The organism is Actinoallomurus sp. CA-142502 (genome assembly GCF_050936355.1).
GTDB lineage: Bacteria > Actinomycetota > Actinomycetes > Streptosporangiales > Streptosporangiaceae > Actinoallomurus > Actinoallomurus iriomotensis.
The window spans coordinates 7496567-7520781 of record NZ_JBNJMY010000001.1 but is presented as its reverse complement, the minus strand read 5'-3'; the positions used below and the strand labels follow the sequence as shown (position 1 = coordinate 7520781).

The following is a 24215-nucleotide window of genomic DNA, read 5'->3' as shown; positions in this document are numbered from 1 at the left end:
TTGGTAACCTACTGCGAGTAGGTCCTCGAACGGGAGGTCACGTGAAACTCGCGATCATCGGCTCGGGCTTCGCCGGCCTCGGCATGGCGATCCAGCTGAAGAAGGCCGGATTCGACGACTTCGTCGTACTGGAGAAGGACGACGACCTCGGCGGCACGTGGCGCGACAACCGATACCCGGGCTGCGCCTGCGACGTGCCCTCCCACATGTACTCCTTCTCGTACGAGCTGAACCCCGGCTGGTCGCGGATGTTCGCTCCCCAGGAGGAGATCTGGGCCTACCTGCGGCGCTGTGTCGACAAGTACGGGCTGGCGCCGCACATCCGGTACGGCGCCGCGGTCGACTCCCTGGAGTGGGACGACGAGGCGCGCCACTGGCGCGTCGCCCTCGACGACGGCACCGTGCTCACCCCCAAGGCGGTCGTGTCGGGCATCGGCGCGCTGCACGTCCCGGCGGTGCCGGACATCCCCGGCGCCGAGCGCTTCACCGGCACGGCGTTCCACTCCGCGCAGTGGGACCACTCCTGCGACCTGACGGGCAAGCGGGTCGCGGTGATCGGCACCGGTGCGTCGGCCATCCAGTTCGTGCCGAAGGTCGCCGAGCGCGCGGCGAGCCTGCGCGTGTTCCAGCGCACCCCGCCGTGGATCCAGCCGAAACCCGACTTCGTCTTCCCGGCGTGGGCCCGCGGCATGTTCCGGTACATGCCGGGCGCGACGCGCGCCTTCCGCGACGCGATCTACTGGGTGCTGGAGGCCCGCGCGGTCGGCTTCACGATCAGCCCGAAGCTCATGGCCCCGCAGGAGAAGGTGGCCCGCGCGCACATCGCCCGCCAGGTGCCCGACCCGGAGCTGCGCGCCAAGGTCACCCCGGACTACACGATCGGCTGCAAGCGCATCCTGCTGTCCTCGGACTACTACCCGGCCCTGTCCCAGCCGCACGTCGACGTGGTCACCGGGCAGATCACCGAGATCACCGAGACCGGCCTGGTCACCGCCGACGGCACCGCGCACGACGTGGACGTCATCATCTACGGCACCGGCTTCAAGGTCACCGACGCCCTGGCCGAGCAGCGCATCGTCGGCCGCGGCGGCGTGAAGATCCAGGAGGCCTGGGCCGACGGCATCGAGGCCCACCACGGCATCACCATCGCCGGCTTCCCGAACCTGTTCATGCTCCTGGGCCCCAACACCGGGCTCGGCCACAACTCGGTCGTCTTCATGATCGAGTCCCAGGTCCAGCACGTGCTGAGCTGCCTGCGGATGCTGTCGGAGGAGCAGGCCGACGTCATCGAGGTACGCCCGGAGGCACAGCGACGCTTCAACCGGGGCCTCCAGCGCCGCCTGCGCAAGGCGGTGTGGAACGAGGGCGGCTGCAAGAGCTGGTACCTGGACGACAAGGGCGTCAACCGCACGCTGTGGCCGGGCTTCACCTTCGAGTACTGGGCCCGCACCCGAAAGGCCCGCCACCGCGACTACGACCTGTCCCGCTGACGAGCCGCCCGCTGCGCTCCTCAGGACTGCGGTACGGTGCTGCCCGACCGCGGCGGAGGAGCGAAGAATTGGCTAACGTCAGCACGCTACTCGTAGCCCTGATCGCTGTGGCAGGCTCGGTCGTGACGACTTATCTGGCTCAACGATCAGCGGCCAAGAACAAGCGTGACGACTTCGACCTCGCACGGCGTCAGCGAGAAGAAGAACGGGCGGCGACGCACGAGAAGGAGTGGCGGGAACAGCGGCGCGGTTGCTATCTCTCACTCAACGTCGCGATCAGGCAGCATCGCTTGGCGATCAATGATCTTCTGCACGGAATCCGGTCCGGCAACGTGGACGGCGACCTCCGACTGGCGGTCGAGGACACACGCCGGACCTACATGGAACACCACGCGGAGACGCAGTTGACCGCTCCGCGGGACGTGCTGAAGGCCGCAGGCGTGGTCCGAGGTCGCCTCGTAGACGTGTACGCCATTGCCAAACGCCTTGACGGTGGTCAAGCGGGAGAGGGCGACACGGTCGAGGGCGCGCTTTCCCGCAGTGAAGGCTGTCTGCGCCACATCGAGCACATGCGAACGCTCATGCGCAGGGATCTCGGCGTCGACGACGAGCCCGAAGAAGGGGACGAAAAGGTCACGCAGTGAGGCAGGGCGCTACGCGGAGGCCGCATCGAGCGCCTTCAGGATGCGTTTCTCCGAGATCGGGTACGCGGTGCCGAGTTGCTGGGCGAAGAAGCTCACCCGCAGCTCCTCCAGCATCCAGCGGACCTCGCGGATCTTCGGGGTGCCCGGGTGGGCGTCGCGGGTGCGGACGTACCGTGCCTCCAGCTGCTGGATCTGCCGCATCTTCTCGGCGTCGCGGTGGTAGTCCTCGGCCAGCCGGTCCAGGCGGCGGGCGATCGCGCGCAGGTAGCGCAGCACGTCCGGCAGGCGGCGGAAGCCCGCCGCCGTCAGGAAGCCGGGGAAGATCAGGCGGCCCAGCTGGGCGCGGATGTCGGTCACCGACGGGGCCAGCGTCGGGCTCGTCGTGCTCTTCAGCCGCGCCTCGGCCTCCTGCCAGGCGGCCAGGATCCGCTGGGCGTGGTTGAACACGACGGCCGTCGTGTCGAAGAGCTCCGCGCGCACGTAATCCTTCAGGCGCGTGAAACCCGCCTCGTCCCACACCGGGCCGCCGGCGTCGGTGATCAGCTTGTCGGCGGCGCACATCGCGCAGTCGTCCAGCAGCGCGGCCACGCTGCCGTGCGGCGTCGTGCTCAGCACGAGTTTGGCCTGGTTCGACAGCTTCGACTGCAACACCTTCGCCGGCGATGGGGAGTTCAGCAGCACCAGCCGTCGTGTGCCGCGCCACATTGAGCGCGCCTGCTCCGCCTCGGTCGCGTACGTGCGGATCGCGACGCTGTCGCCCTCGTCGGCCAGCGCCGGGTACGCCCTGACCCGGCCCCGCTCGTGCACCTGGGGGAGCGTGCCGAAGTCCCAGGTGCGCAGGCCCTGGCGTTCGATCGCGTCCGACGCCCGCGCCAGCGTGGCCGACACCTTCGGGGCGAGGCGGCGCTTCAGCTCGTCCAGGTCCTTGCCCTCCGCGAGGGTGTCGCGGCGGTCCACCACCCGGTAGGTGATCTTCAGGTGGTCGGGCACCCGGGACAGGTCCCACGCCGAGACCGGGACGTCCACGCCGGTCATCGCGCGCAGCTCGCGGGACAGCGACTCCAGCAGCGGGCCCGACGACGGGTCCAGGCGGTCCAGCACCTTGCGGGCCACGTCCGGCGCCGGCACGAAGTTGACCCGCAGGCGCTTGGGCAGCGAGCGGATCAGCTCGGTGACCAGGTCCTCGCGTAGGCCGGGGATCTGCCAGTCGAAGCCCGAGGCGTCCACCTGGTTGAGCACCGGCAGCGGGATCCGCACCGTGACGCCGTCGGCCTCCGTGCCCGGCTCGAACTGGTACGAGAGGGCCAGCCGCTGCTCGTCCACCTGCCAGGAGTCGGGATAGTCCTCCCGGGTGACCGTGCCCGCCGTCTCGTTGACCAGCATCGACGTGGAGAACAGCAGCAGGTCCGGCGTCTCGCGCCGCGCCTTCTTCCACCAGGAGTCGAAGTGTCGCGCCGACGCCACCGAGGCGGGGACCCGTTCGTCGTAGAACTCGAACAGCGTCTCGTCGTCCACCACGATGTCGCGGCGCCGGGCGCGGTGTTCGAGCTCCTCGGCCTCCTCCAGCAGCCGCCGGTTGTCGCGGAGGAAGCGATGGTGGGAGTCCCAGTCGCCCTCGACCAGAGCGTGGCGGATGAACAGCTCCCGGCACAGCTCCGGCTCGATCCGCGCGTAGTTCACCTTGCGCTCGGCCACGATCGGCACGCCGTACAGCGTGACCTTCTCGTAGGCCATCACGGCGCCCTGTTTCTTCTCCCAGTGCGGCTCGCTGTAGGTGCGCTTGACCAGGTGCCCGGCCAGCGGCTCGATCCACTCCGGCTCGATCCGGGCGGCGATGCGCGCCCACAGCCGCGAGGTCTCCACCAGCTCGGCCGCCATCACCCAGCGCGGCGGCTTCTTGGCCAGGGCGGAGGCCGGGAAGAGGGCGAACCGGGCGCTCCGCGCGCCGTCGTACTCGCGCGGGCCGCGGCGTCCGTCCTTCCTGGCCTCCTTCTTCGGCTCGTCCAGCAGGCCGATGTGCGACAGCAGCCCGGCGAGCAGCGAGACGTGCACCTGCTGAGGATCGGCGGGCGTGCTGTTCAGCGTCACGCCGAGGTCGCGGCCGACCTGCCGGAGCTGGCCGTAGATGTCCTGCCACTCACGGACGCGCAGGTAGTGGAGGAACTCCTGCTTGCACAGCCGGCGGAACTGGTTCCCCGACAGCTCCTTCTGCTGCTCGCGGAGGTAGTCCCACAGGTTGAGGTAGGCGAGGAAGTCCGACTCCTTGTCGGCGAACCGCGCGTGCTTCTCGTCGGCCGCCTGCCGCTTCTCGGCGGGCCGTTCGCGCGGGTCCTGGATGGACAGCGCGGCGGCGATCACCATGACCTCGCGTACGCAGCCGTTCCGGTCGGCCTCCAGCACCATCCGCGCCAGCCGCGGGTCGACCGGCAGCTGGGCGAGCTTGCGGCCCAGCGACGTCAGCTTCCCCGACGACAGGGCGCCGAGCTCCTCCAGCAGGGCGACGCCGTCCTTGACGTTGCGCCGGTCCGGCGGGTCGATGAACGGGAAGTCGAGGATGTCGCCGATGTCCAGGCTGGTCATCTGCAGGATGACCGAGGCGAGGTTGGTCCGCAGGATCTCCGCGTCGGTGAACTCCGGCCGCGCGAGGAAGTCCTCCTCGGAGTAGAGCCGGATGCACACGCCCTCCGAGACGCGCCCGCAGCGGCCCTTGCGCTGGTTGGCCGACGCCTGCGACACCGGCTCGATCGGCAGCCGCTGCACCTTCGTACGGTGGCTGTAACGGGAGATCCGCGCGGTGCCCGGGTCGATGACGTACTTGATGCCGGGGACGGTCAGCGACGTCTCCGCGACGTTGGTGGCCAGCACGATCCGGCGCCCCTCGTGCGGCTGGAACACCCGGTGCTGCTCGGCCGCCGACAGCCGGGCGTACAGCGGCAGGACCTCCCAGGACACCGCGCTCCTTCGCCTGGCGTGCTTGTCCAGGGCGTCGGCGGTGTCGCGGATCTCGCGTTCGCCGGACAGGAAGACCAGCACGTCGCCCGGGGGCTCGAGGGCGAGCTCGTCGACCGCGTCGAGGATGGCCTGGGTCGGGTCGTCGTCCTCCTCGACCGGCCGATACCGCACCTCCACCGGGTACGTGCGCCCGGACACCTCGACGATCGGCGCGTCGCCGAAGTGACGGGAGAAGCGTTCCGGGTCGATGGTGGCCGAGGTGATGATCACCTTAAGGTCGGGCCGGCGGGGGAGCAGGCGCTTGATGTACCCGAGGATGAAGTCGATGTTGAGGCTGCGCTCGTGCGCCTCGTCGATGATCAGCGTGTCGTAGCGCCGGAGCATCCGGTCGCGCGCCAGCTCGTTCAGCAGGATGCCGTCGGTCATGACCTTGACCAGCGTGGTGTCGCTGGAATGGTCGGTGAAGCGCACCTGGTAGCCGACGGTCTCGCCGATCGTGGTGTGCAGCTCCTCGGCGATCCGCTCGGACACCGTGCGCGCGGCCAGCCGGCGCGGCTGGGTGTGCCCGATCTGCCCCTTGACGCCCCGTCCGAGCTCCAGGCAGATCTTGGGCAGCTGCGTCGTCTTGCCCGATCCGGTCTCCCCGGCGACGATCACGACCTGGTTGTTCTCGATCGCCTCGCGGATCTCGTCCTTGCGGCGGCTGACCGGCAGCGCCTCGGGGTAGGTCACCTCGGGCATGGCGTCGCGGCGCAGCGCGACCCGCAGCTCGGCGGCCTCGAGATCGGCGGTGACCTTCGCGAGGACGTCCTCGCGAGCGGCGTCGTCGCGTACGCCACGGATGCCGTCGAGACGGCGGCGCAGCCGGTGCTGGTCGCGCAGCATCAGCTCGGGCAGCCGCGACCGCACGTCAGAAAGCGAAGATCCCATACATCCGGACAGAATAGGCAAGCATCCGGACTGCCCGGTGCCTGGGACCTCTACGTTGCCCCATGACGGGGTGCTCCGCCACTCAATTTCTCCGGTGGCTGGGGCCGTGCGGGTCGTCGCAGTGCCGTCGCTCGATGGTCAGCAACTGCTCCGAGGCGTGGTCGACCTGAAGCGTCGTATGGGTGATCTGGTAGTCCTTCTCCAGCACGTGCTCCAAGTCGTGCCGTACGGCGTGGCAGTCCTCGCCGAGGGCCACGAGCACGTGGGCCGAGGCCGCCGGCATGCCCGAGGTGATCTGCCAGATGTGCAGGTCGTGCACCTCGACGACGTGCGGGCGGCGGGCCAGGGCCTGCCCGATCCGCTCGGGCGAGAGACCTGCGGGCGCGGCCTCCAGGAAGATCCGCCCCGAGTCGCGTACGAGCCCGGCGCCGGCCTTGACCATCAGGGCCACGACGAGGAGCGAGGCGATCGCGTCCGCCCGCCCGAAGCCGGTCAGGACCACGACGAGCCCGGCGACCGCGGTGGCGACGAAGGCGTACAGATCGGTCACGATGTGCTGGAAGACACCCTCGACGTTGAGGCTGTCGCGGTTGGCCCGGCCGATCAGCCAGGTCGCGCCCAGATTGATCACCACCCCGGCGAGGGCCGTGCCGAGCACCATCCCGCCGGTCACCTCCGGCGGATGGATCAGCCGCCGGACCGCCTCGTAGGTCAGCCACGCCGACAGCACCAGCAGGGTGATCCCGTTGGCCTGCGCGGACAGGATCTCGGCGCGGGTCAGGCCGTAGGTGTAGCCGCCGCGCGGCGGCCGGGCCGCCAGGCGCATGGCCACCAGCGCCAGGGCGATCGACGCGGCGTCGGTGAGCATGTGCGCCGCGTCGGAGATCAGCGCGAGCGAACGGGCGAGAACGCCGACGACGATCTCGCCGGCCATGAACGCCAGGATCAGCGCGAGCGCGGCGGTGAGCAGGCGCTTGTCGGAGTCCGCGCTCACACCGTGGGTGTGCCCGTGACCGCCGCCGTCGTGGTCGTGCGCGCCGGTCACGGCGTCCGGGCTCCCGCCGGTCGTCCCACGTGGCTCGTCGGCCGCTGCATCGGTGCGTCCTCCTCGGTCCCCGCCGCCTGTTCGACGGTACCAAGGGGCCACCGCGATCCCCGGGGCGTCGGCGTCCGGACCTGCGACGTGTTCCGGACGTCCCTCACGAACCGGTCCGGCCGCGATCACACGTTTTCCACTGAGCGGAAGAATGGTCATGAACGCTCTCGACGGCTTGGCAGGGTGGTGGGCATGGACAAGGTGGTCTCCTCGGCGGCGGAGGCCGTCGCGGACCTCGGCGACGGCGCGTCGATCGCCGTCGGCGGGTTCGGGCTGTGCGGTGTGCCGTTCACCCTGATCGACGCCGTGTACGCCACGGGCGCCTCGGAGCTGTCGATCGTCTCGAACAACTGCGGGACCATCGGCCTCGGCCTGGGCCGCCTCCTCGACGCCGGCCGTATCACCCGTGCGCGCGGCTCGTACGTCGGGGAGAACAAGGAGCTCGCCCGCCGCTACCTCGGCGGCGAGATCGAGCTCGAACTGATGCCGCAGGGCACGCTCTCGGAGAAGCTGCGCGCCGGCGGCTGCGGCATCCCCGCCTTCTACACCCCGGCCGGGGTCGGCACGCTGGTCGCCGAGGGCGGGCTGCCCTGGCGGTACGGCCCGGACGGTGAGGTCGCGGTGGCCTCCCCGCCCAAGGAGGTCCGCGAGTTCGGCGGCCGGGAGTACGTCCTGGAGGAGAGCATCACCACCGACTTCGCGCTGGTCCGCGCCGTCCGCGGCGACCGGCACGGCAACCTGGTCTTCCACCGTTCCGCGCGCAACTTCAACCCCCTGTGCGCGATGGCCGCCCGCACCGCGGTCGCCGAGGTCGAGGAGCTCGTCGACGCCCTCGACCCGGATGAGGTCCACCTGCCCGGCATCTTCGTCCAGCGCGTCGTCGCCCTCACCCCCGAGCAGGCCGCCGACAAGCCCATCGAGAAGCGGACGGTCACCGAATGAGCTGGTCGCGGGAGCAGATCGCCGAGCGGGCGGCCAAAGAGCTGGCCGACGGGATGTACGTCAACCTCGGCATCGGGCTGCCGACGCTCATCCCCGGGTACCTGCCGGCCGACGTCGACGTGGTGATCCACTCGGAGAACGGCCTGCTGGGCGTCGGTCCGTACCCGGCCGAGGACGCGGTCGACCCGGACCTGATCAACGCGGGCAAGGAGACCGTGACCGTACGGCCCGGGGCGTCCTACTTCGACTCCTCGCTGTCGTTCGGCATGATCCGCGGCGGCCACGTGGACGTGGCGGTGCTCGGCGCGATGCAGGTCTCGGCCCGCGGCGACCTGGCCAACTGGGCCGTCCCCGGAAAGATGATCAAAGGCATGGGCGGCGCGATGGACCTCGTCCACGGCGCCCGCACGGTGATCGTCGTCATGAGCCACAACGACCGGGACGGCAACTCCAAGATCGTCAAGGACTGCACGCTGCCGCTCACCGGCCGCGCCTGCGTCCAGCGGATCATCACGGACCTCGGCGTCATCGACGTCACCCCGGACGGCCTCGTCCTCGTCGAGACCGCGCCCGGCGTGAGCGAGCAGGAGATCCGCGAACGCACCGACCCGCCTCTCGCCAGCGCGTCATGAAGGAGACTCCGTGAGCGATCCACATCCTCCCTATCTCCACCCGCCGTACCAGAGCACCCCGCTGCGGGCGCCGTCGCGGCCGCTGATCGTGCCCGCGTACGGGCCGGACGCCGTCGAGCTGTCCAGCCCGGTGTTCGGCCACTCCGAACTCGGCACCTTCGACAACGACCTGACCCGGCAGCACCGCGGTGAGCCGCTGGGCGAACGCATCATCGTCACCGGCCGCGTGCTCGACTCCTCCGGCCGTCCGGTGCCGAACACGCTGGTGGAGGTCTGGCAGGCCAACGCCTCCGGCCGCTACATCCACGCGCGCGACCAGCACCCGGCGCCGCTCGACCCGAACTTCACCGGCGCCGGCCGCTGCCTCACGGACGCCGACGGGCGCTACCGGTTCGTCACCATCAAGCCGGGCGCCTACCCCTGGCGGAACCACCACAACGCCTGGCGCCCCGCGCACATCCACTTCTCGGTGTTCGGCACCGCCTTCACCCAGCGGCTCGTCACCCAGATGTACTTCCCGGGCGATCCGCTGTTCGCCTACGACCCGATCTTCGGCTCGATCGCGGACGAGAAGGTCAAGGAACGCCTGATCTCCCGCCTCGACATGGACACGACCGTCCCGGAGTGGGCGCTGGGCTACCAGTGGGACATCGTCCTCGGCGCGACCCCGGCGGAGGGTTCATGACCGAGCGAAGCGAGGGAATCAAAAGGCACGCTCCTGTGGTCACACCCTCCGACGAAGGGGGACTCATGACCGAGCGGAGCGAGGGAATCAAGAGACACGCTCCTGTGGTCACACCCTCCGACGAAGGAGGACTCATGAACGAGACGACGCCTTCGCAGACGGTCGGGCCGTTCTTCGGCTACGCGCTCCCGTACGGCGACGGCCCGCGTGTGGTGCCCGAGTGGCATCCCGACGCCATCCGGATCCACGGCGGCGTCTTCGACGGCGCGGGCGAGCCGCTGCCCGACGCCCTCCTGGAGATCTGGCAGGCCGGACCCGACGGCGAGGTGCCGCGCGCGGTGGGCGCGCTGACCCGCGACGGGCACGACTTCGCCGGGTTCGGCCGCTGCGGCACCGACGCCGCCGGGCACTACTGGTTCTCCACGCTGAAGCCGGGCGGCCCCACCCCGTACCTCGCGCTGCTCGTGTTCGCGCGTGGCCTGCTCAAACCGGTCATCACCCGGATCTACTTCCCGGACGAGCCGGGGAACGCCGGGGACCCAGTCCTGTCCGGCGTCCCGGCGGAGCGGCGCGACACGCTCGTCGCCGTCCGCGAGCACGACCGGTCCTACCGTTTCGACGTCCGTCTGCAGGGCGAACAGGAGACCGTCTTCTTTGCCGTCTGACCTGCTCTCGCCGGTCGCCGCCGGCACCGCCGCCGAGAAGGCGGCCTCCGGCGAGGCTTGGCTGCGCGCGCTGCTGGACGCCGAGGCGGCGCTCGCCCGCGCCCAGGCGCGCCTCGGCGTGATCCCCGAGGGCGTCGCCGAGGCCGTCCTCGCCACGCACGTCGACCTGGACGACCTGGCCGTACGGGCGCGGGCCGCCGGCAACCCGGTCGTCCCGCTGGTCGCCGACCTGCGCGAGTCCGCCGGCGAGCACGTCCACCACGGAGCGACGAGCCAGGACATCATGGACACCGCCGCGATGCTGGTCGCCGACCGCACGCGACGGATCATCCTGGCCGACCTCGCACGCACCGCCGAGGCCCTGGCCGGGCTCGCCCGAGAGCACCGCGAGACGCCGATGGCCGGCCGTACGTTCGGGCAGCAGGCCGTGCCGACGACCTTCGGGCTGCGCGCGGCCGGCTGGCTGACCGCGGTCGCGCGGGCGCGCGAGGCGCTCGCGGGCGTACGCCTGTCCGCGCAGCTCGGCGGCGCGGCCGGGACGATGGCGGCGTACGGCACGACCGAGCTGCTGCCGGTGTTCGCCGAGGAGGCCGGGCTGGCCGAGGCGGTCCTGCCCTGGCACACGCTCCGCGCGCCGGTGGCCGAACTGGGCGCCGCGCTGGCCCTGGTCGCCGGTGCGCTCGGCAAGTTCGCCACCGACGTCGTCACGCTCGCCCAGACCGAGATCGGCGAGGTCGCCGAGCCCGCCGCGCCCGGCCGCGGTGGTTCGTCGGCCATGCCGCACAAGCGCAACCCGGTGCTCGCCACCATGATCCGCTCCGCCGCGCTGCGCGTGCCGGCGTACGCGCAGGTCCTGTTCTCCTCGCAGGCGGCCGGGCTGGAACGGCCGGCGGGGGAGTGGCACGCCGAATGGCTGCCCCTGAACGACGCCCTGCGGCTGACCGGCGGCGCGGCCGAGACCGCGGCCGAACTCGCCGGCGGGCTGGAGGTCTTCCCGGACCGGATGCGGGCGAACCTGCGCGACGAGCTGCTGTCCGAGCACGTCGCCGCCGCCCTCGCACGCGAGACCGGCCGCGCCGAGGCCGACCGTACGGTCGCCGCCGCCCTGCGCGAGGGCCGCCCGCTGCGCGATCTGGTCCCCGGCGGGGTCGACCCGGCCGACGCGGTCGGCCTCGCGCCCGAGCTCGTCGACCGCGCCCTCGCGGCCTACACCGGGCAGGCGGGCCGATGACGCGGCTGCACCACCGTCTCGACGGGCCGGACGGCGCGCCCGTCCTCGTACTCGGCCCGTCGCTCGGCACGACCATGGACCTGTGGGAGCCGCAGCTCGCCGCGCTGACCGCCGGCCGGCGGGTGCTCCGGTACGACCTGCCGGGCCACGGCGGCTCCGGCCTCCTCCACGGCACGGTCGGCGACATCGCCGCGGCGGTGACCGGCCTCCTCGACACGCTCGGCCTGGACAAGGTGGCCTACGGCGGGGTCTCGCTCGGCGGGGCGGTCGGCACCACCCTGGCCATCGAGCACCCCGACCGGATCACGAGCCTGGTCCTGTGCTGCACCTCGGCGCGCTTCGGCGACCCCGCCGCCTGGCACGACCGGGCCGCGAAGGTGCGCGCCGGCGGCCTGGAACCGCTCGCGGACACGTTCCTCGGCCGGTGGTTCACCCCCGCGTACGCCGGGACCGGGTCCGCGCGGGCGATGCTCGCGCGGGTGGACGCGGAGGGCTACGCGGCCTGCTGCGAGGCGCTCGCCGCCTTCGACGTACGCGACCGGCTCGGCGAGGTGCGGGCGCCGACGCTGATCGTCGCCGGGGCCGAGGACGTCGCCACGCCGCTGGACCACGCCGAGACGCTCGCCGAGGGCATCCCCGGCGCGAAGCTCGTCGTCGTACCGGGCGCCGCCCACCTCGCCAACCTCGAACGACCGGAGCCGGTGACGTACGCGATGCTCCGCCATCTGGAAGGGACGCCATGAGTGACGGAATGACGGTCCGCCGTGAGGTGCTCGGCGACGCTCACGTGGACCGGGCCGAGGCGCGCAAGACCGAGTTCACCGCCGACTTCCAGGACTTCATCACCCGGTACGCCTGGGGCGAGATCTGGACCCGGCCGCTGCTGGACCGGCGTACGCGCAGTTGCATCACGCTGACCGCCCTGGTCGCGGGCGGCCACCTGGAGGAGCTGGCCATGCACGTACGCGCGGCGGTGCGCAACGGCCTCAGCGCCGACGAGATCAAGGAGGTGCTGCTGCAGACCGCGGTGTACTGCGGCGTGCCCGCCGCCAACTCCGCCTTCGCCGTCGCCCAGCGCGTCCTCATCGAGGACGGCGTGATCACCAAGCGTGAGTCTGGATGACATCGGTAAGCGGCAGGCCGAGCACGGCAAGCAGCTCACCGATCTCAGCCAGAGCCTTACGACGGTCCGGGCGACCCAGATGCGCCACGGCAACCGCCTCGACGAACTGGACGCCGGCGGCGGGACGCCGCCTTATTGTTGATGCCCGGGTCGGGAAGGCAGGGCATGGTGAGCGCGGGAACACCCCCCAGTGTGGCGGGGAAGGTGATGGCGATTCTGGAGGCGTTCGCGCCCGGAGGCGTCCGGCTGTCCCTCACCGAGATCTGCCGCCGAGCGAGCCTGCCCCTGGCCACCGGCCACCGGCTCGTCGGCGAACTCACCACCGGCGGTTTCCTCGAACGCCTGTCCGACGGCTCGTACCGCGTCGGCATGCGCCTGTGGCGCATCGGTGCCCAGGCCTCGGCCGCGACCGCGCTGCGCGAGCTGGCGCTGCCGCACATGGAGGACCTGTACGAGGTCACCCACGAGAACGTCCAGCTCGCCGTGCTCCACGAGCACAAGGCCCTCTACCTCGAGCGACTGCGCGGCCCCCGGTCGGTGCCGATCGTGACCCGGGTGGCCGCCGAACTCCCGCTGCACGCGACCGGAGTCGGCCGGGTGCTGCTCGCCTTCTCCACCGACGAGTTCGTCGACGGTGTGCTGGCCGAGGGCCTGACCCCGCACACGCCGCGTACGATCACCGACCCGGAGCGGCTGCGGGCGTGCCTGGCCGACGTCCGCCGGGCCGGCTACGCGGTGACCAGCGAGGAGATGACGCTCGGCTCCTGCTCGGTGGCGGCACCCGTACGCGACCCGCACGGCGGAGTGCTGGCCGCGATGTCGCTGGTCACCCGGAGGCAGGGCGCCGACCTGCGCCGGCTCGTGCCGGCCGTGCTCGCGGCCACCCGGGCGCTGTCGCGCGACGTCGTCGCCCATGGCGGTTCCACCGAGTGGCGGGACCTGGCCTGACGACCGCGGAAAAATCGCGTTGTGCGGCGGCTGGGACGCGCCTAGCGTCGGAGCGGTGATCTCCTTCTCTCAGGCGCTGGCCTTCGGCCTCGCCGCCCTGATCATCATCGTGATCCCCGGCCCGAGCGTGCTGTTCGTCGTGGGCCGGGCCCTGGCGTACGGCCGCCGCACCGCGCTGGTCTCGGTCGTCGGCAACGAACTGGGCGCCCTCGTCGTGGCCGGCGCGGTCGCGTTCGGCGTCGGCGCGGTGGTCGAGCGCTCCGTGGCCCTGTTCACCGCGATCAAGCTGTGCGGCGCGGCGTACCTGGTCTTCCTCGGCACCCGCGCACTGCTGAGCGGACGCGGCCACGTCGACGTGCGCACCGACCCGAACGACCGCGGCGGCTGGCGCGCGTGCCTGGACGGTTTCCTCGTCGGCGTCGCCAACCCCAAGACCGTGGTGTTCTTCGCCGCGGTGCTGCCGCAGTTCGTCGACCGCGACCGCGGCGGCGTGCCTCTGCAGATGTTCACGCTCGGACTGATCTTCGCCCTGATCGCGCTGATCTGCGACTCGATCTGGAGTCTGGCGGCCAGCGGAACGCGCGCCTGGTTCGGACGCTCGCCACGGCGCCTCCGGCTGGTCGGGGGAGCGGGCGGCCTCGCCATGATCGGTCTGGGCCTCGGCATCGCCGTCACGGGCCGCAAGGACTGACCTTTAATCGGCTGCGGCGTCACAGTTCCCGCGATAGCGTTCCTTTCGCTTGAAAGGGGGCAAAATGGCGAAGCTCAATCAGATCATCGCGGTGGAAAAGGGCGTCAAGAGCGGTTCCCTCCGCGACCTGACCGATGCGCACCACGGCCTGCAGAAGCCGGCGCTGCTGGCCGGTATCTCGCGGGTCTACCAGCCGAAGGACGAAGAGGGCGAGCAGCTCCCGCCGGAGTCCACGCGGGTGCAGGTCAAGGCGGAGGAGGTCATCCGCCGTACCTCGGAGGTCATGACGCGCCTGTTCGACGTGACCGCCACCAAGGACTGGGCGAACTGCACCGCCAAGGCCGACATCACGGTCGACGGCCGCACCCTGCTGCGCGACGTCCCGGTGTCGTACCTGCTCTTCCTGGAGAAGCAGCTGACCGATCTGCACACCTTCGTCAAGAAGCTGCCGGTGCTGGACGCGGCGGAGTCGTGGTCGTTCGACGAGTCGGCCGACTGCTGGAAGACCGAGCCGGTGCGCACCAACCGTACGAAGAAGGTGCCGCGCAACCACGTCAAGGCCGAGGCCACCGACAAGCACCCGGCGCAGGTCGAGGTGTACTACGAGGACGTCACGGTCGGCTACTGGACCACGACGAAGTTCTCCGGTGCGCTGCCCGCCCGGCGGATCAACGAGCTCATCGACCGGGTGGAGCGGCTCCAGCGTGCGGTGAAGTTCGCCCGTGAGGAGGCCAACGGCGCAGAGGTCACCGACCAGCGCACCGGTGACGCCATTTTCGGCTACCTGTTCGAGGGGTAGTCTCAAAGACTCCCCCGCCCCGGGCGGGGGATGCGTGAGGAGCGCAAGCTGAAACTGAAGCTCAGTTTGAACGCGGAGAGAAAAGTGGGGGTTCGAATCCCCCTCCCGGCACCACACGCCGGGATGGCCCAATGGCAGAGGCGCACCAGCCGCTCAAACTCAGACTCTCGCTCCAGATTCAGCATTCGCCGTTCAACACCGGATCGACCGAGTGCGGACGACACTCGCCGAGGTGCCGGTTCGAGCCCGGCATGCCGCTCCACGTGCGGCGTTAGCTCAATAGGAAGAGCGCGGCGACCTCAGGACTGATCCGCTCTCTTAAACGTGCCGGTGTGTGCAAATGGGCGGCACACCGGGGTCCGGGGGATGGACAACGCCCCCGGACCCCACCGAACGCTCCCGCGTCCGATGAGGCGACGCGCCGGTTAGGGGAGGGAACACACGGTGAAGGGCGACGCCGAGGCGAGTCCTCTTCCGGCCGAGGTCGCAGCGGGGCTTGCCGAGGTCGCGTCCGGCTTCGCCCACGAGGTCGGTGGTCCGATCACTCTCGCGGAACTGCTGGAAGTCCTCGGCTGGGCGGTCCCGGCGAACAGTGAGGCCACCGACGGCACCTTCCCGCAGCCGCTGACGTATCAGGTCACCTTGGCGGGCGGCAGGCCGTACGCGGGCGGGCGGCCGTCCCGCGTGCCGGAGTTGAACGACGCCGTCTTCGTGGACGCGGGGGAGTGGCAGACCGCGCTGGCCGAGCGGCTCAGCGCCGTCTCCGGTGTCCCGGTCACCCCGCAGCGGTTCGCGGAGGCTCTGCTCCGGGTGCTGCGCTCCGGGTGCGTTCCGCTGGCCGACGTCCAGGGCGCGGACATCGGCGGGCTCACGGCCGAGGTGCCGGAGAAGCGCATCCCCGGACCGAGGCCCGGAGACGTGCTGGCGATCCCCGCACGCGAGGGTGGTCACCACCTGGCCCTCGTGCTGACCCGGAACCGCTTCGGCACCGCGCTCGGACTCTTCGAGGGGCGCTCACCGTACGGACGGCTCGGCCCGGACCTCCGTGCGAGGGCCCGGCGGCATCCGGTGTACACGGAGGAGAGCCAGATCAAGAACGGGACCTGGGCGGTCGTCGGTCACGACGAGAGCCTGCTCGCCCTCTTTCCCGCCGACCCGCCGATCTATCACCGGCCTGACGCCTGGCCCGGGATCGTGGACACCGGCGAGTTCGGCGCGGCGGAGACCGCCGAGGGCTCCCTGCGGTTCATCGACGCGGACGAAGCGCGCGAGGTCGGCCTTCAGGACGGGACGTACAGGTCCACCCATGTCGCCTCGTTCCTGCAAAAGGTGCTGGACGACGGTGGCGTGTCACGCTCGTGACAGGTTCTCGGCGCAGGTGGTGAGGAGCGCGGCCAGTCGCCGTACCTCGCCGTGGTGAGCCCGGCGAGCACGTCCCGCAGTGACGGGCGGGTGACGAAGGCGCGGTGTCATCGGGGGAGTGCCATGTCCGCCGACGCCTTCCACGCCATGCTCGACGATCCCGCGGCCCAGGAGCACATGCGCGAGGCCGCCGCCATCGCCGATCACCTCGAACCCCACCTGTACACCGTGAAGTCGGTCCACCATCGGTGAGCGGCTCAGCCGAAGACGCCCTCGGGCGGGGGCGGTGAGGGGCGGGCCGTCGCGTCGGTGACCGGGGCCGCGCCCGAGGCGAACCTCGTCAGCTCCTCCCCGTACACCACCCGGCCCGGGAACGGGTCGCCGGCGGCCCTGCGGGTCAGTTCGGCCACCGGCGGCGGTGTACGGCCGGCCACCAGGACGAGATTGCCGAACCGGCGGCCCCGCAGCACGGCCGGGTCGGCGATCAGGCAGACCTCGGGCAGGACCGTGCGCAGCGTCGCCACCTGCGCGCGGGCGAAGGACAGCGGCGCGCCGTCGGCCAGGTTGGCGGCGTAGTAGCCCCCCGGGCGCAGTGTGCGCGCGGCGGCGGCGTGGAACTCCGCCGACGTCAGGTGCGCGGGTTGCCGCCCCGCGGCGTAGACGTCCGCCACGACCAGGTCGAAGGTGTCCTCGGGCGCGCGTGCCAGGACGGCGCGCGCGTCGCCGACGCGGATCCGGATCCGTGCGCCGCGGTCCAGGGGAAGCCGCCGCCGTACGAGGTCGACCAGGGCGGCGTCGATCTCCACCACCTGCTGGGCGGACCGCGGCCGGGTGGCCGCGACGTACCGCGCGAGCGTCAGGCCGCCGCCGCCGAGGTGCAGCACGCGCAGCGGCCGTCCTCGCGGGGCGATCAGGTCGACGACGTGGCCGAGCCGCCGGACGTACTCGAAGTCCAGGTACTCCGGATCGTCCAGGTCGACGTGCGACTGTGGCGTGCCGTCGACCTCCAGCGTCCAGGAGCGCGGCCGGTCGGGGTCCGGGACGAGCGTGGCGACGCCCGAGTCGATCTCCTCCTCGACCGGAACCGGCCGCTGTCGATGCGCCATCAGTCCAGTATCGAGCAGGGGCGTGCGCGAATGATGACTCGTGGCCTGGTGAGTGGGTTGTCACACTCCGAAGGGGATTGAGAGCACTGTGCGTAGGCGTATAGTTAGTTAGCACTAAGCAACCTTTGTTGCGAAAAGATTACGAGCAAGAGAAGCACAGGAGCGCAGACCCCTTATGACAGCGCCCGCCCAGACGCACAGACGTGCGGAACAGGCACGGCCCCTCGGACCGCACTACAAGTGGATCGCCCTCTCGAACACCACGCTCGGTGTGCTGATGGTGACGATCAACCAGTCGATCGTCCTCATCGCGCTTCCGAATATTTTTGATGGAATCGGGCTCAATCCCCTCGATTCCGGCAACACGAGTTACCTGCTGTGGATGATGATGGGCTTCATGGTCGTCACCGCCGTCCTGGTGGTGGCGTTCGGCAAGCTCGGCGACATGTTCGGCAGGGTCCGCATGTACAACCTCGGCTTCGCGGTGTTCACGGTCTGTTCCATCCTGCTCTCGGTGTGCTGGATGCACGGCACGACCGCGGCGCTATGGCTGATCGGCTGGCGTATCGCCCAGGGAATCGGCGGCGCCCTGCTCTTCGCGAACTCCACAGCGATCATCACCGACGCGTTCCCCGCCACCCGGCGCGGCACAGCGTTGGGCATCAACGCCATCGCGGCGATCGCCGGATCGTTCATCGGCCTCATCCTCGGCGGTGTCCTCGGCCCGGTGAACTGGCACTGGATCTTCCTTGTGTCCGTCCCGGTCGGCATCTTCGGGACGTTCTGGGCCTTCATCAAGCTGCACGACACCGGCATCCGCCGGAAGGCAAAGATCGACTGGTGGGGCAACCTTTCCTTCGCGATCGGCCTCATCGCCGTGCTCGTCGGCATCACCTACGGCCTCCAGCCGTACGGCGGCCACACCATGGGCTGGACCAACCCCTGGGTGCTCAGCGCCCTCATCGGCGGCGTCGTCGTCCTGATCATCTTCCTGATCATCGAGAGCAAGATCAAAGACCCGCTCTTCAACCTGTCGCTGTTCCGCAACCGCACCTTCGCCGCGGGCAACATCGCCAACCTGCTGACCGCGCTCGGCCGCGGCGGCCTGCAGTTCATGCTGATCATCTGGCTGCAGGGCATCTGGCTGCCGCAGCATGGCTACAGCTTCGAGGACACTCCGCTGTGGGCGGGCATCTACATGATCCCGCTGACGATCGGCTTCCTGCTGGCGGCTCCGCTGTCGGGGGTGCTCTCGGACAAGCTCGGCCACCGCTACTTCACCGTCGGCGGCACGCTCATCACCGCCGCGAGCTTCGGGCTGCTCCTCGCCATCCCGGTGAACTTCTCCTACCCGGTGTTCGCCGTGCTGCTGATCGTCAACGGCATCGGGTCCGGCATGTTCGTCTCGCCGAACCGCGCGGAGATCATGAACTCCGTCCCCGCCGACCAACGAGGTGTCGGCGCCGGGATGAACGCCACGTTCATGAACGCCTCGATGGTGCTGTCGATCGGCATCTTCTTCAGCCTGATGGTGGTGGGCCTGGCGTCGAACCTGCCGGACACCATGTACAACGGCCTGGTCTCGCAGGGCATCCAGCCGCAGTCGGCGCAGACCATCGCGCACCTGCCGCCGATCGCGGTGCTGTTCGCCGCGTTCCTCGGCTACAACCCGATGAAGCAGCTGCTCGGGCCCGAGCTGGGCAATCTGAAGGACCACGGCGCCTACCTGACCGGCCGCAGCTACTTCCCGCACCTGATCACCAAGCCGTTCCACCAGGGCCTGGTCATCGCGTTCACGTTCGCCATCGTCGCCTGCGTCATCGCCGCTGCCGCGTCACTGCTGACCAAGCGCGCCAGGAAGACCGCCCAGCGCGAGTCCCTCGGTTCGGAGCTGGCCGGCGTGGCCGGTGAGGCCGGCGGCATGAGCGAGCTGAACGTCCCGCAGATGGTGCCCAACGGCTCGGGCCCGTCCCCCCGCGAGTCCTTCGTCCACGAGGGCACCGGCGAGTCCGGGTCGCACGGCGTACGGGGCCTGGTCCACGACGGCGCCGGCAACCCGGTGGCGTACGCGGCGATCACCATCGCCGGTCCGGACGGGCACCAGCTCGGGCGCACCAACACGGGACCCGACGGCCGGTACGCCTTCCAGGCTCCTCCCGGCGACTACCTCGTGATCACGAGCGCGCCCGGGTGGACGCCGCAGGCGGCGACGGTGCTCGTCGGCGCGTCCGGCGCGGTGCAGGACTTCGCCCTCGACGGCGACGACTCCGGCCCGACGGGGGAGATGCGCGGTGTCGTCCGCTCGCCCGACGGCATCCCGCTCGGCGGCATCACGACCACGGTCACCGACGAGACCGGCGAGGTCATCGCGACCACGACCACCGGCTATGACGGCACGTACCACCTCACCGGTCTGGCGGACGGGCACTACACCGTCGTCGCGGCGGGGCACCGTCCCGCCACGGTCGCCGTGCGCATCGACTCCGGCGAGCCCGCCACCGTACGCGTGGCACTGGGCGAATGAACACGGGTCCCGCGGAGACGGCCGAACGGGTCGCGTCGGCGGAACCGGCCGCGACGGCAGGACGGCTCAGGCTCGCGATGGCGAGCCTGAACCGCAAGCTGCGCAAGGACTGGCCCGACGACCTGACACCGAGTCGGCTGTCGGCGCTGGCCACCGTCGCGGCCGGTGAGCCGCTGTCGGTGGGGGAGCTGGCCAAGCGGATGGCGGTCAGCACGCCCACCGTGTCGCACATCGTCGACGCGCTGGACAAGCTCGGTCTCATCGACCGGCTGCAGGACCCGAACGACCGGCGCGTCTGCCGTCTCACCGCGAGCGCGGCCGGGACCGAACTGCTGGAAGAGCTGAGCAGGCGCACCACCGGAAGGCTCGCCGAACGCATCCATCAGCTGCCGCCCGCTCAGCGGTCTGCGCTGGAGGCCGCCCTGCCCGCCCTCGAGGCCCTCGCGGCGGCCCCGGAATAGCCATTAATCGGAGGAAGAGATACTCATGGTTGAGAACGCGGCGCTACGGGAGACGCTCACCGTCTTCGGCACCGTCCGGCGCACCGAGGGCCCGCCGGTCTCGGGGGCGGTCGTGACGCTGGCCGACATGGCGGGACGCAAGATCGGCTCGGCGTACACCGGGCCGGACGGGGAGTACCGGCTCAGCGTCAACAACGGCGGCACGTACCTCATCATCGCCTCGGCGCAGGGGCACGAGCCGATCGCCTCGCTCGTCGCCGTCGGCGACGACACCGTCCGCCACGACATGACCGTCGCCGGCGTCGGCGGGCTGACCGGCACCGTGCGGATCGCCGGCAGCGGCACGCCCGTGCCCAACGCCACCATCACCGTCACCGACGTGCAGGGGGAGGTCGTCGGCACCGCGCGTACCGGCGAGGAGGGCGGCTTCTCCTTCATCAGCCTGCCCGAGGGCATGTACACCCTGGTCGTGTCCGCGTCGTCCCACCAGCCGGCCGCCGCCGCCGTCACCATCCGCCAGGGCACCCAGGCGCGCCAGGACCTGGTGCTCGCCGCCCGCGGATCGCTGCACGGCGAGGTCTGGAACCACGACAGACCGTACGAGAACGCACGAGTCACGCTCATGAACGAGGAAGGGAAGATCGTCGCGAACACGATGAGCGACGCGAACGGTTCGTTCTCCTTCGGCGACCTCGCGCTGGGGAACTACACGCTCGTCGCCGCCGGACACGGTCCGGCCGCGGTGTCCGTCGAAGTCAAGGACGGCCAGGCCACCGACGCCGACGTCACCCTGAGCGCCTGAAAGGGGCCCCTCTCGTGAATCCTTCAGTCACGGTCCGGGTGCTCGCGCCCGGAGGCTGGCCGGTCGAGCACGCGGTCCTCACCCTCACCGACACGGCGGGCCAGCAGATCGGCCGTACGACGGTGGACTCGGCCGGACGCGCCGCCATCCCCCAGGTGGCGCCGGGCGCGTACACGCTCATCGTCTCCGCGCCCGGCCACCAGCCGGTCGCGCGCAGCGCGGTCGTCGGCGCCGGCGGCCTCGACCTGGGCGAGATCCAGCTCACCACCACCGGCGATCTCCGGCTGCCCGAGCCGGGCGTCTGGGACATCGACCCGGTGCACTCCTCCGTCCACTTCCGCGCCCGGCACCTCGGGCTGGCGAGTGTGCGCGGCCGCATCGCCGAGTTCGGCGGCGCGGCGACGATCACCGAGCCGGTGGAGAACTCCGTCGTCGAGGTCACGCTCCAGGCCGGCAGCGTCGACACCGGCAACGCCGACCGCGACACGCACCTGCGCAGCAAGGACTTCCTGCACACGGAGGCGTTCCCCGAGATCGCGTTCCGGAGCAAGAACCTGCGCCCGCAGGGCCAGGACCGCTGGGCGATGGACAGCGAGCTGACCATCCGCGGCGTGACCCGCCAGGTCGTGCTCGACCTGACCTACCTCGGCGTCGGCCCGGACCCGTGGGGCGGCACGCGCGCGGCCTTCCACGCGGTGACCGAGCTGCGGCGCGAGGACTTCGCCATCGACTGGAACCAGGCGGTGCGGGTCGGCATCGGCGTGGTCGGCGGCATCCTCCAGGTCGAGCTGGACGTCGAGATCGTACGTCGCTGACGCCTTCTACTACGTTGCGTAGTACTGTCTCGTCCCGTAATGGTCGGGTCGAGGGGAAGGCTGACGCGTGGTCGACACGCTGGCGGTGACACTGATCGTCGGCATGCTGGTCCTCGCCGGGCTGAGCCTGGTGATGACCGCGCTGGACCGCCGGGTCGGCAGGCTCCTGCTGGCCGCGGCGGTCCTCGGCGAGGCCGGGCTGCTCGTGCAGGTGGTGTGGGCGATCGTCCGCCTCGCCGCCTCGGCGCGGCCGGTCGGCGGAATGGCGATCTTCATCGGCTACCTCGCCGGGTCGCTGGTCATCCTGCCCATCGCCGCCGCGTGGGGGCTGGCGGAGCGCACCCGGTGGGGACCGGCCGTCGTCGCGGCCGGCTTCCTGGTGTCGGCCATACTCATCGTTCGAATGCAGCAGGTGTGGCATGGCTGAGAAGACCCCGACGGCATCGCCGGCGACCGACGAGCGGGCCGCCCGTCGCAGCGGTCCCGGTCGCGTACTGATCGCGGTCTACGGGGTGTTCGCGCTCGCCGCCGGAGCGCGGGCCGGCGTGCAGATCGCGACGAAGTACCACGAGGCGCCGGTGGCGTACCTGCTGTCGGCCTTCGCCGCGGTGGTCTACATCGTGGCCACGGTGACGCTGGCCCGGTCCGGACGCACCTCTCACCGCATCGCGGTCACCTCGTGCACGATCGAGCTGGTCGGCGTGATCGTGATCGGCACCTACAGCCTCACCGACAAGGCCGCCTTCCCGGACGCGACCGTGTGGTCCGGGTACGGCAGCGGGTACGGCTACGTGCCGCTCGTCCTGCCGATGCTCGGCCTGCTGTGGCTGTGGCGCACCCGCCGTACGGCGAGTTGACGAGGGTTCAGTTCGGCTCGTCGGTGCCGGTCATGATCCAATCGCCGGGTAGCTCGGTCCGTACCGTGGTCAGCGCCTCGCACGTGCGGGCGCGGACCCACATCCAGGTTCGCTGATCGTCGCGGATGATCACGTCGCGTCCGGCGAACCAGCGGATCGCGGGGACGGTCGTCTGGGACGTCGGGTAGTCCGGCAGGGGCAGGCGGGTGTAGTGCCGTTCCAGCAGGTCGGACTCGCCGTCGTCGATTCCCCGGTTGTCGCCGAGTTCCTCGGAGACGAACAGCGACTCGGACAGCACGATCTCGACGCACGCGAGCGAGAACCGGTCCAGCCACGGCTCCCAGCGCTCGGCGCTCGGGTCGGCCAGGCTCGCGCGTACCACCACCGAGGGGTCGGGCTCCTCCAGTTCGGAGGCGGGGACGCCCCAGTGGACGACGGCCTGGTTCTCGACGCGGAACACCAGCACCTCCCCGTCCAGGTGGAGCCGGTCGGGGCTCAGCAGCACGTCCTGGTTCGCGGTGAGATCCTCGCGGCGGCCGAACAGCCGGTACGCCTCGCGCAGCGCCGTGGGCAGCCGCAGCCCGAGTCGCGCCTCGGCGGCGTCGAGGTCCGACGCGGGGCAGCCGTCGTCGTCGGTCAGCGGCGCCTGCCAGCCGGCCGCGAAGCCGCGGATGAACCGCCAGGCGTCCGCCCGGTCACCGATACCCGTCGCGAGCTCCCGGCCGACGTCGAAGATCTTGGTCATGCCCCGAGACGTTATCGATTCCGCCCGGTGACCGCCGGGGAATCAGGCGCGGCGGACGCGGCCGCCGACCTCGATCAGCTGGTGGTTCCCCGCGCCGGTCCCGGCCGGGACGGCGGCGGTCAGGATCTGGGAGCCGCGGCCCTGGGTGATGGTCAGGGCGCGGCCCAGGCGGGCGGTCAGCAGGAGGGCCGCCGCGCCGGTGGCCTCGTCCTCGTCGATGCCGTCGCCCCGGCCCGGAAAGGCGCGGGCCCGGACCCGGCCGTCCGCCTCGTCCTGCCACGCCCACGCGTACACCCACTCGCCCGGCGGCGGTACGGGCAGTGCGTCCACCTCGGCGGGTGAGCCGTACCGCCGCAGCGTTCGGGGCGGCGCCCACGCGGCGCGCGCGGCGATCCACACGAGGCCGTCGGCGTTGCGTACGGTCACCTCGCCCGCGGGCGTGACCAGGCGCGGGACGCCGAGCAGCCAGGCCGCGCCGACACACGGATGGCCGGCGAACGGCAGCCGCAGCGTCGGCGTGTAGATGTCGATCAGTCCGCGGTCCGGGTCGTCGACGAACACGGTCTCGCTGAAGCCCAGTTCCCGGGCCAGCGCCTGCCGGCCGGACTCGTCCGGGACGGAGGCGCCGTCGCGTACGACCGCCAGCTCGTTGCCGTGCCGGCCGCCGGAATCGCAGAAGACGCGCAGAACCTCGTGGTCGGTCATCCCCGCAGTC

26 protein-coding genes are annotated in these 24215 nt (G+C 71.0%); 21 read left to right on the top strand and 5 right to left on the bottom strand.

The features are described 5' to 3' along the window. Positions 1 to 41 precede the first annotated feature (41 nt). Both ACQEV1_RS35255 and ACQEV1_RS35250 read left to right on the top strand, forming a co-directional pair. Positions 42 to 1490, top strand: a complete 1449-nt coding sequence (locus ACQEV1_RS35255) for a flavin-containing monooxygenase (RefSeq protein ID WP_433399829.1) — start codon at positions 42 to 44, stop codon at positions 1488 to 1490. Between the two features lie 68 nt (positions 1491 to 1558). Beyond that, positions 1559 to 2134: a hypothetical protein gene (locus tag ACQEV1_RS35250; protein ID WP_433399826.1), complete on the top strand. Its 576-nt coding sequence runs from the start codon at positions 1559 to 1561 to the stop codon at positions 2132 to 2134. Between the two features lie 9 nt (positions 2135 to 2143). Here the strand turns inward: ACQEV1_RS35250 and hrpA are convergent, their stop codons facing one another. Beyond that, complete coding sequence (gene hrpA / locus ACQEV1_RS35245) at positions 2144 to 6016, bottom strand: ATP-dependent RNA helicase HrpA (protein WP_433399823.1); 3873 nt, start codon at positions 6014 to 6016, stop codon at positions 2144 to 2146. An 82-nt stretch (positions 6017 to 6098) separates the two neighbouring features. Beyond that, positions 6099 to 7061 (bottom strand): cation diffusion facilitator family transporter, encoded by a 963-nt coding sequence (locus tag ACQEV1_RS35240; protein ID WP_433399820.1) that lies wholly within the window; start codon positions 7059 to 7061, stop codon positions 6099 to 6101. A gap of 243 nt (positions 7062 to 7304) precedes the next feature. Between ACQEV1_RS35240 and ACQEV1_RS35235 the strand changes: the two genes are divergently transcribed. From ACQEV1_RS35235 to ACQEV1_RS35175, 13 genes are all read left to right on the top strand, one after another. Beyond that, positions 7305 to 8054 carry a CoA transferase subunit A gene (locus tag ACQEV1_RS35235; protein ID WP_433399817.1) on the top strand — a complete coding sequence of 250 codons (750 nt, stop codon included), beginning with the start codon at positions 7305 to 7307 and terminating at the stop codon, positions 8052 to 8054. Then, complete coding sequence (locus ACQEV1_RS35230) at positions 8051 to 8686, top strand: CoA transferase subunit B (protein WP_285629647.1); 636 nt, start codon at positions 8051 to 8053, stop codon at positions 8684 to 8686. The genes ACQEV1_RS35235 and ACQEV1_RS35230 overlap by 4 nt, the downstream gene beginning before the upstream one ends. 10 nt (positions 8687 to 8696) lie before the next feature. Next, entirely contained in the window at positions 8697 to 9371 is a 675-nt protein-coding gene (pcaH, locus tag ACQEV1_RS35225) for a protocatechuate 3,4-dioxygenase subunit beta (RefSeq protein WP_433399814.1), read from the top strand. Between the two features lie 134 nt (positions 9372 to 9505). Continuing rightward, complete coding sequence (gene pcaG, locus ACQEV1_RS35220; RefSeq protein WP_433399811.1) at positions 9506 to 10036, top strand: protocatechuate 3,4-dioxygenase subunit alpha; 531 nt, start codon at positions 9506 to 9508, stop codon at positions 10034 to 10036. Beyond that, entirely contained in the window at positions 10026 to 11267 is a 1242-nt protein-coding gene (pcaB, locus tag ACQEV1_RS35215; RefSeq protein ID WP_433399808.1) for a 3-carboxy-cis,cis-muconate cycloisomerase, read from the top strand. Before pcaG ends, pcaB begins: the two co-directional genes overlap by 11 nt. Beyond that, a complete protein-coding gene (pcaD, locus tag ACQEV1_RS35210) occupies positions 11264 to 12010 on the top strand; it encodes a 3-oxoadipate enol-lactonase (RefSeq protein WP_433399806.1) in 747 nt (248 codons plus the stop codon). The genes pcaB and pcaD overlap by 4 nt, the downstream gene beginning before the upstream one ends. Beyond that, entirely contained in the window at positions 12007 to 12390 is a 384-nt protein-coding gene (pcaC, locus tag ACQEV1_RS35205; protein WP_433399803.1) for a 4-carboxymuconolactone decarboxylase, read from the top strand. The genes pcaD and pcaC overlap by 4 nt, the downstream gene beginning before the upstream one ends. Beyond that, positions 12377 to 12532: a hypothetical protein gene (locus ACQEV1_RS35200; RefSeq protein WP_433399800.1), complete on the top strand. Its 156-nt coding sequence runs from the start codon at positions 12377 to 12379 to the stop codon at positions 12530 to 12532. The genes pcaC and ACQEV1_RS35200 overlap by 14 nt, the downstream gene beginning before the upstream one ends. Positions 12533 to 12597: 65 nt before the next feature. Further along, positions 12598 to 13338: an IclR family transcriptional regulator gene (locus ACQEV1_RS35195; protein WP_433399798.1), complete on the top strand. Its 741-nt coding sequence runs from the start codon at positions 12598 to 12600 to the stop codon at positions 13336 to 13338. Positions 13339 to 13393: 55 nt separating this feature from the next. Then, positions 13394 to 14029: a LysE family translocator gene (locus ACQEV1_RS35190; protein ID WP_285629655.1), complete on the top strand. Its 636-nt coding sequence runs from the start codon at positions 13394 to 13396 to the stop codon at positions 14027 to 14029. 64 nt (positions 14030 to 14093) lie between these two features. Continuing rightward, complete coding sequence (locus ACQEV1_RS35185) at positions 14094 to 14828, top strand: hypothetical protein (RefSeq protein WP_285629656.1); 735 nt, start codon at positions 14094 to 14096, stop codon at positions 14826 to 14828. 444 nt (positions 14829 to 15272) lie between these two features. Then, complete coding sequence (locus ACQEV1_RS35180; protein ID WP_433399793.1) at positions 15273 to 16190, top strand: hypothetical protein; 918 nt, start codon at positions 15273 to 15275, stop codon at positions 16188 to 16190. Positions 16191 to 16313: 123 nt separating this feature from the next. Continuing rightward, positions 16314 to 16442 carry a hypothetical protein gene (locus ACQEV1_RS35175; RefSeq protein ID WP_433399791.1) on the top strand — a complete coding sequence of 43 codons (129 nt, stop codon included), beginning with the start codon at positions 16314 to 16316 and terminating at the stop codon, positions 16440 to 16442. 5 nt (positions 16443 to 16447) lie between these two features. On the opposite strand, the gene ACQEV1_RS35170 is transcribed toward ACQEV1_RS35175, so the two are convergent. Beyond that, complete coding sequence (locus ACQEV1_RS35170; RefSeq protein ID WP_433399789.1) at positions 16448 to 17296, bottom strand: spermidine synthase; 849 nt, start codon at positions 17294 to 17296, stop codon at positions 16448 to 16450. A 175-nt stretch (positions 17297 to 17471) separates the two neighbouring features. On the opposite strand from ACQEV1_RS35170, the gene ACQEV1_RS35165 reads away from it, so the two are divergent. The 6 genes from ACQEV1_RS35165 to ACQEV1_RS35140 all read left to right on the top strand — a co-directional run bounded on the left by ACQEV1_RS35165 (position 17472) and on the right by ACQEV1_RS35140 (position 22755). Then, positions 17472 to 19820, top strand: coding sequence for an MFS transporter (locus tag ACQEV1_RS35165; protein WP_285629659.1), 2349 nt, complete (start codon positions 17472 to 17474; stop codon positions 19818 to 19820). Continuing rightward, complete coding sequence (locus tag ACQEV1_RS35160; protein ID WP_285576913.1) at positions 19817 to 20281, top strand: MarR family winged helix-turn-helix transcriptional regulator; 465 nt, start codon at positions 19817 to 19819, stop codon at positions 20279 to 20281. The genes ACQEV1_RS35165 and ACQEV1_RS35160 overlap by 4 nt, the downstream gene beginning before the upstream one ends. Positions 20282 to 20306: 25 nt before the next feature. Continuing rightward, entirely contained in the window at positions 20307 to 21083 is a 777-nt protein-coding gene (locus ACQEV1_RS35155) for an MSCRAMM family protein (protein WP_285629660.1), read from the top strand. A gap of 14 nt (positions 21084 to 21097) precedes the next feature. Then, positions 21098 to 21898 (top strand): YceI family protein, encoded by an 801-nt coding sequence (locus tag ACQEV1_RS35150; RefSeq protein WP_285576916.1) that lies wholly within the window; start codon positions 21098 to 21100, stop codon positions 21896 to 21898. A gap of 67 nt (positions 21899 to 21965) precedes the next feature. Next, on the top strand, positions 21966 to 22325 hold the full coding sequence (locus tag ACQEV1_RS35145) for a hypothetical protein (protein ID WP_285629661.1): 360 nt from the start codon (positions 21966 to 21968) through the stop codon (positions 22323 to 22325). Then, positions 22318 to 22755, top strand: a complete 438-nt coding sequence (locus tag ACQEV1_RS35140; RefSeq protein WP_433399784.1) for a hypothetical protein — start codon at positions 22318 to 22320, stop codon at positions 22753 to 22755. The genes ACQEV1_RS35145 and ACQEV1_RS35140 overlap by 8 nt, the downstream gene beginning before the upstream one ends. 7 nt (positions 22756 to 22762) lie before the next feature. Here the strand turns inward: ACQEV1_RS35140 and ACQEV1_RS35135 are convergent, their stop codons facing one another. Both ACQEV1_RS35135 and ACQEV1_RS35130 read right to left on the bottom strand, forming a co-directional pair. Next, entirely contained in the window at positions 22763 to 23500 is a 738-nt protein-coding gene (locus ACQEV1_RS35135) for a hypothetical protein (protein WP_433399782.1), read from the bottom strand. Positions 23501 to 23542: 42 nt separating this feature from the next. Beyond that, complete coding sequence (locus tag ACQEV1_RS35130) at positions 23543 to 24205, bottom strand: PhzF family phenazine biosynthesis protein (RefSeq protein ID WP_433399780.1); 663 nt, start codon at positions 24203 to 24205, stop codon at positions 23543 to 23545. Positions 24206 to 24215: the final 10 nt, after the last annotated feature.

Excerpts from the sequence above, each read along its gene's own strand:
- hrpA (WP_433399823.1), bottom strand. The coding sequence starts at position 6,016 with ATGGGATCTTCGCTTTCTGACGTGCGGTCGCGGCTGCCCGAGCTGATG.
- ACQEV1_RS35235 (WP_433399817.1), top strand. The coding sequence starts at position 7,305 with ATGGACAAGGTGGTCTCCTCGGCGGCGGAGGCCGTCGCGGACCTCGGC.
- ACQEV1_RS35230 (WP_285629647.1), top strand. The coding sequence starts at position 8,051 with ATGAGCTGGTCGCGGGAGCAGATCGCCGAGCGGGCGGCCAAAGAGCTG.
- pcaG (WP_433399811.1), top strand. The coding sequence starts at position 9,506 with ATGAACGAGACGACGCCTTCGCAGACGGTCGGGCCGTTCTTCGGCTAC.
- pcaD (WP_433399806.1), top strand. The coding sequence starts at position 11,264 with ATGACGCGGCTGCACCACCGTCTCGACGGGCCGGACGGCGCGCCCGTC.
- pcaC (WP_433399803.1), top strand. The coding sequence starts at position 12,007 with ATGAGTGACGGAATGACGGTCCGCCGTGAGGTGCTCGGCGACGCTCAC.
- ACQEV1_RS35195 (WP_433399798.1), top strand. The coding sequence starts at position 12,598 with ATGGCGATTCTGGAGGCGTTCGCGCCCGGAGGCGTCCGGCTGTCCCTC.
- ACQEV1_RS35185 (WP_285629656.1), top strand. The coding sequence starts at position 14,094 with ATGGCGAAGCTCAATCAGATCATCGCGGTGGAAAAGGGCGTCAAGAGC.
- ACQEV1_RS35175 (WP_433399791.1), top strand. The coding sequence starts at position 16,314 with ATGTCCGCCGACGCCTTCCACGCCATGCTCGACGATCCCGCGGCCCAG.
- ACQEV1_RS35170 (WP_433399789.1), bottom strand. The coding sequence starts at position 17,296 with ATGGCGCATCGACAGCGGCCGGTTCCGGTCGAGGAGGAGATCGACTCG.
- ACQEV1_RS35165 (WP_285629659.1), top strand. The coding sequence starts at position 17,472 with ATGACAGCGCCCGCCCAGACGCACAGACGTGCGGAACAGGCACGGCCC.
- ACQEV1_RS35160 (WP_285576913.1), top strand. The coding sequence starts at position 19,817 with ATGAACACGGGTCCCGCGGAGACGGCCGAACGGGTCGCGTCGGCGGAA.
- ACQEV1_RS35155 (WP_285629660.1), top strand. The coding sequence starts at position 20,307 with ATGGTTGAGAACGCGGCGCTACGGGAGACGCTCACCGTCTTCGGCACC.
- ACQEV1_RS35140 (WP_433399784.1), top strand. The coding sequence starts at position 22,318 with ATGGCTGAGAAGACCCCGACGGCATCGCCGGCGACCGACGAGCGGGCC.
- ACQEV1_RS35135 (WP_433399782.1), bottom strand. The coding sequence starts at position 23,500 with ATGACCAAGATCTTCGACGTCGGCCGGGAGCTCGCGACGGGTATCGGT.
- ACQEV1_RS35130 (WP_433399780.1), bottom strand. The coding sequence starts at position 24,205 with ATGACCGACCACGAGGTTCTGCGCGTCTTCTGCGATTCCGGCGGCCGG.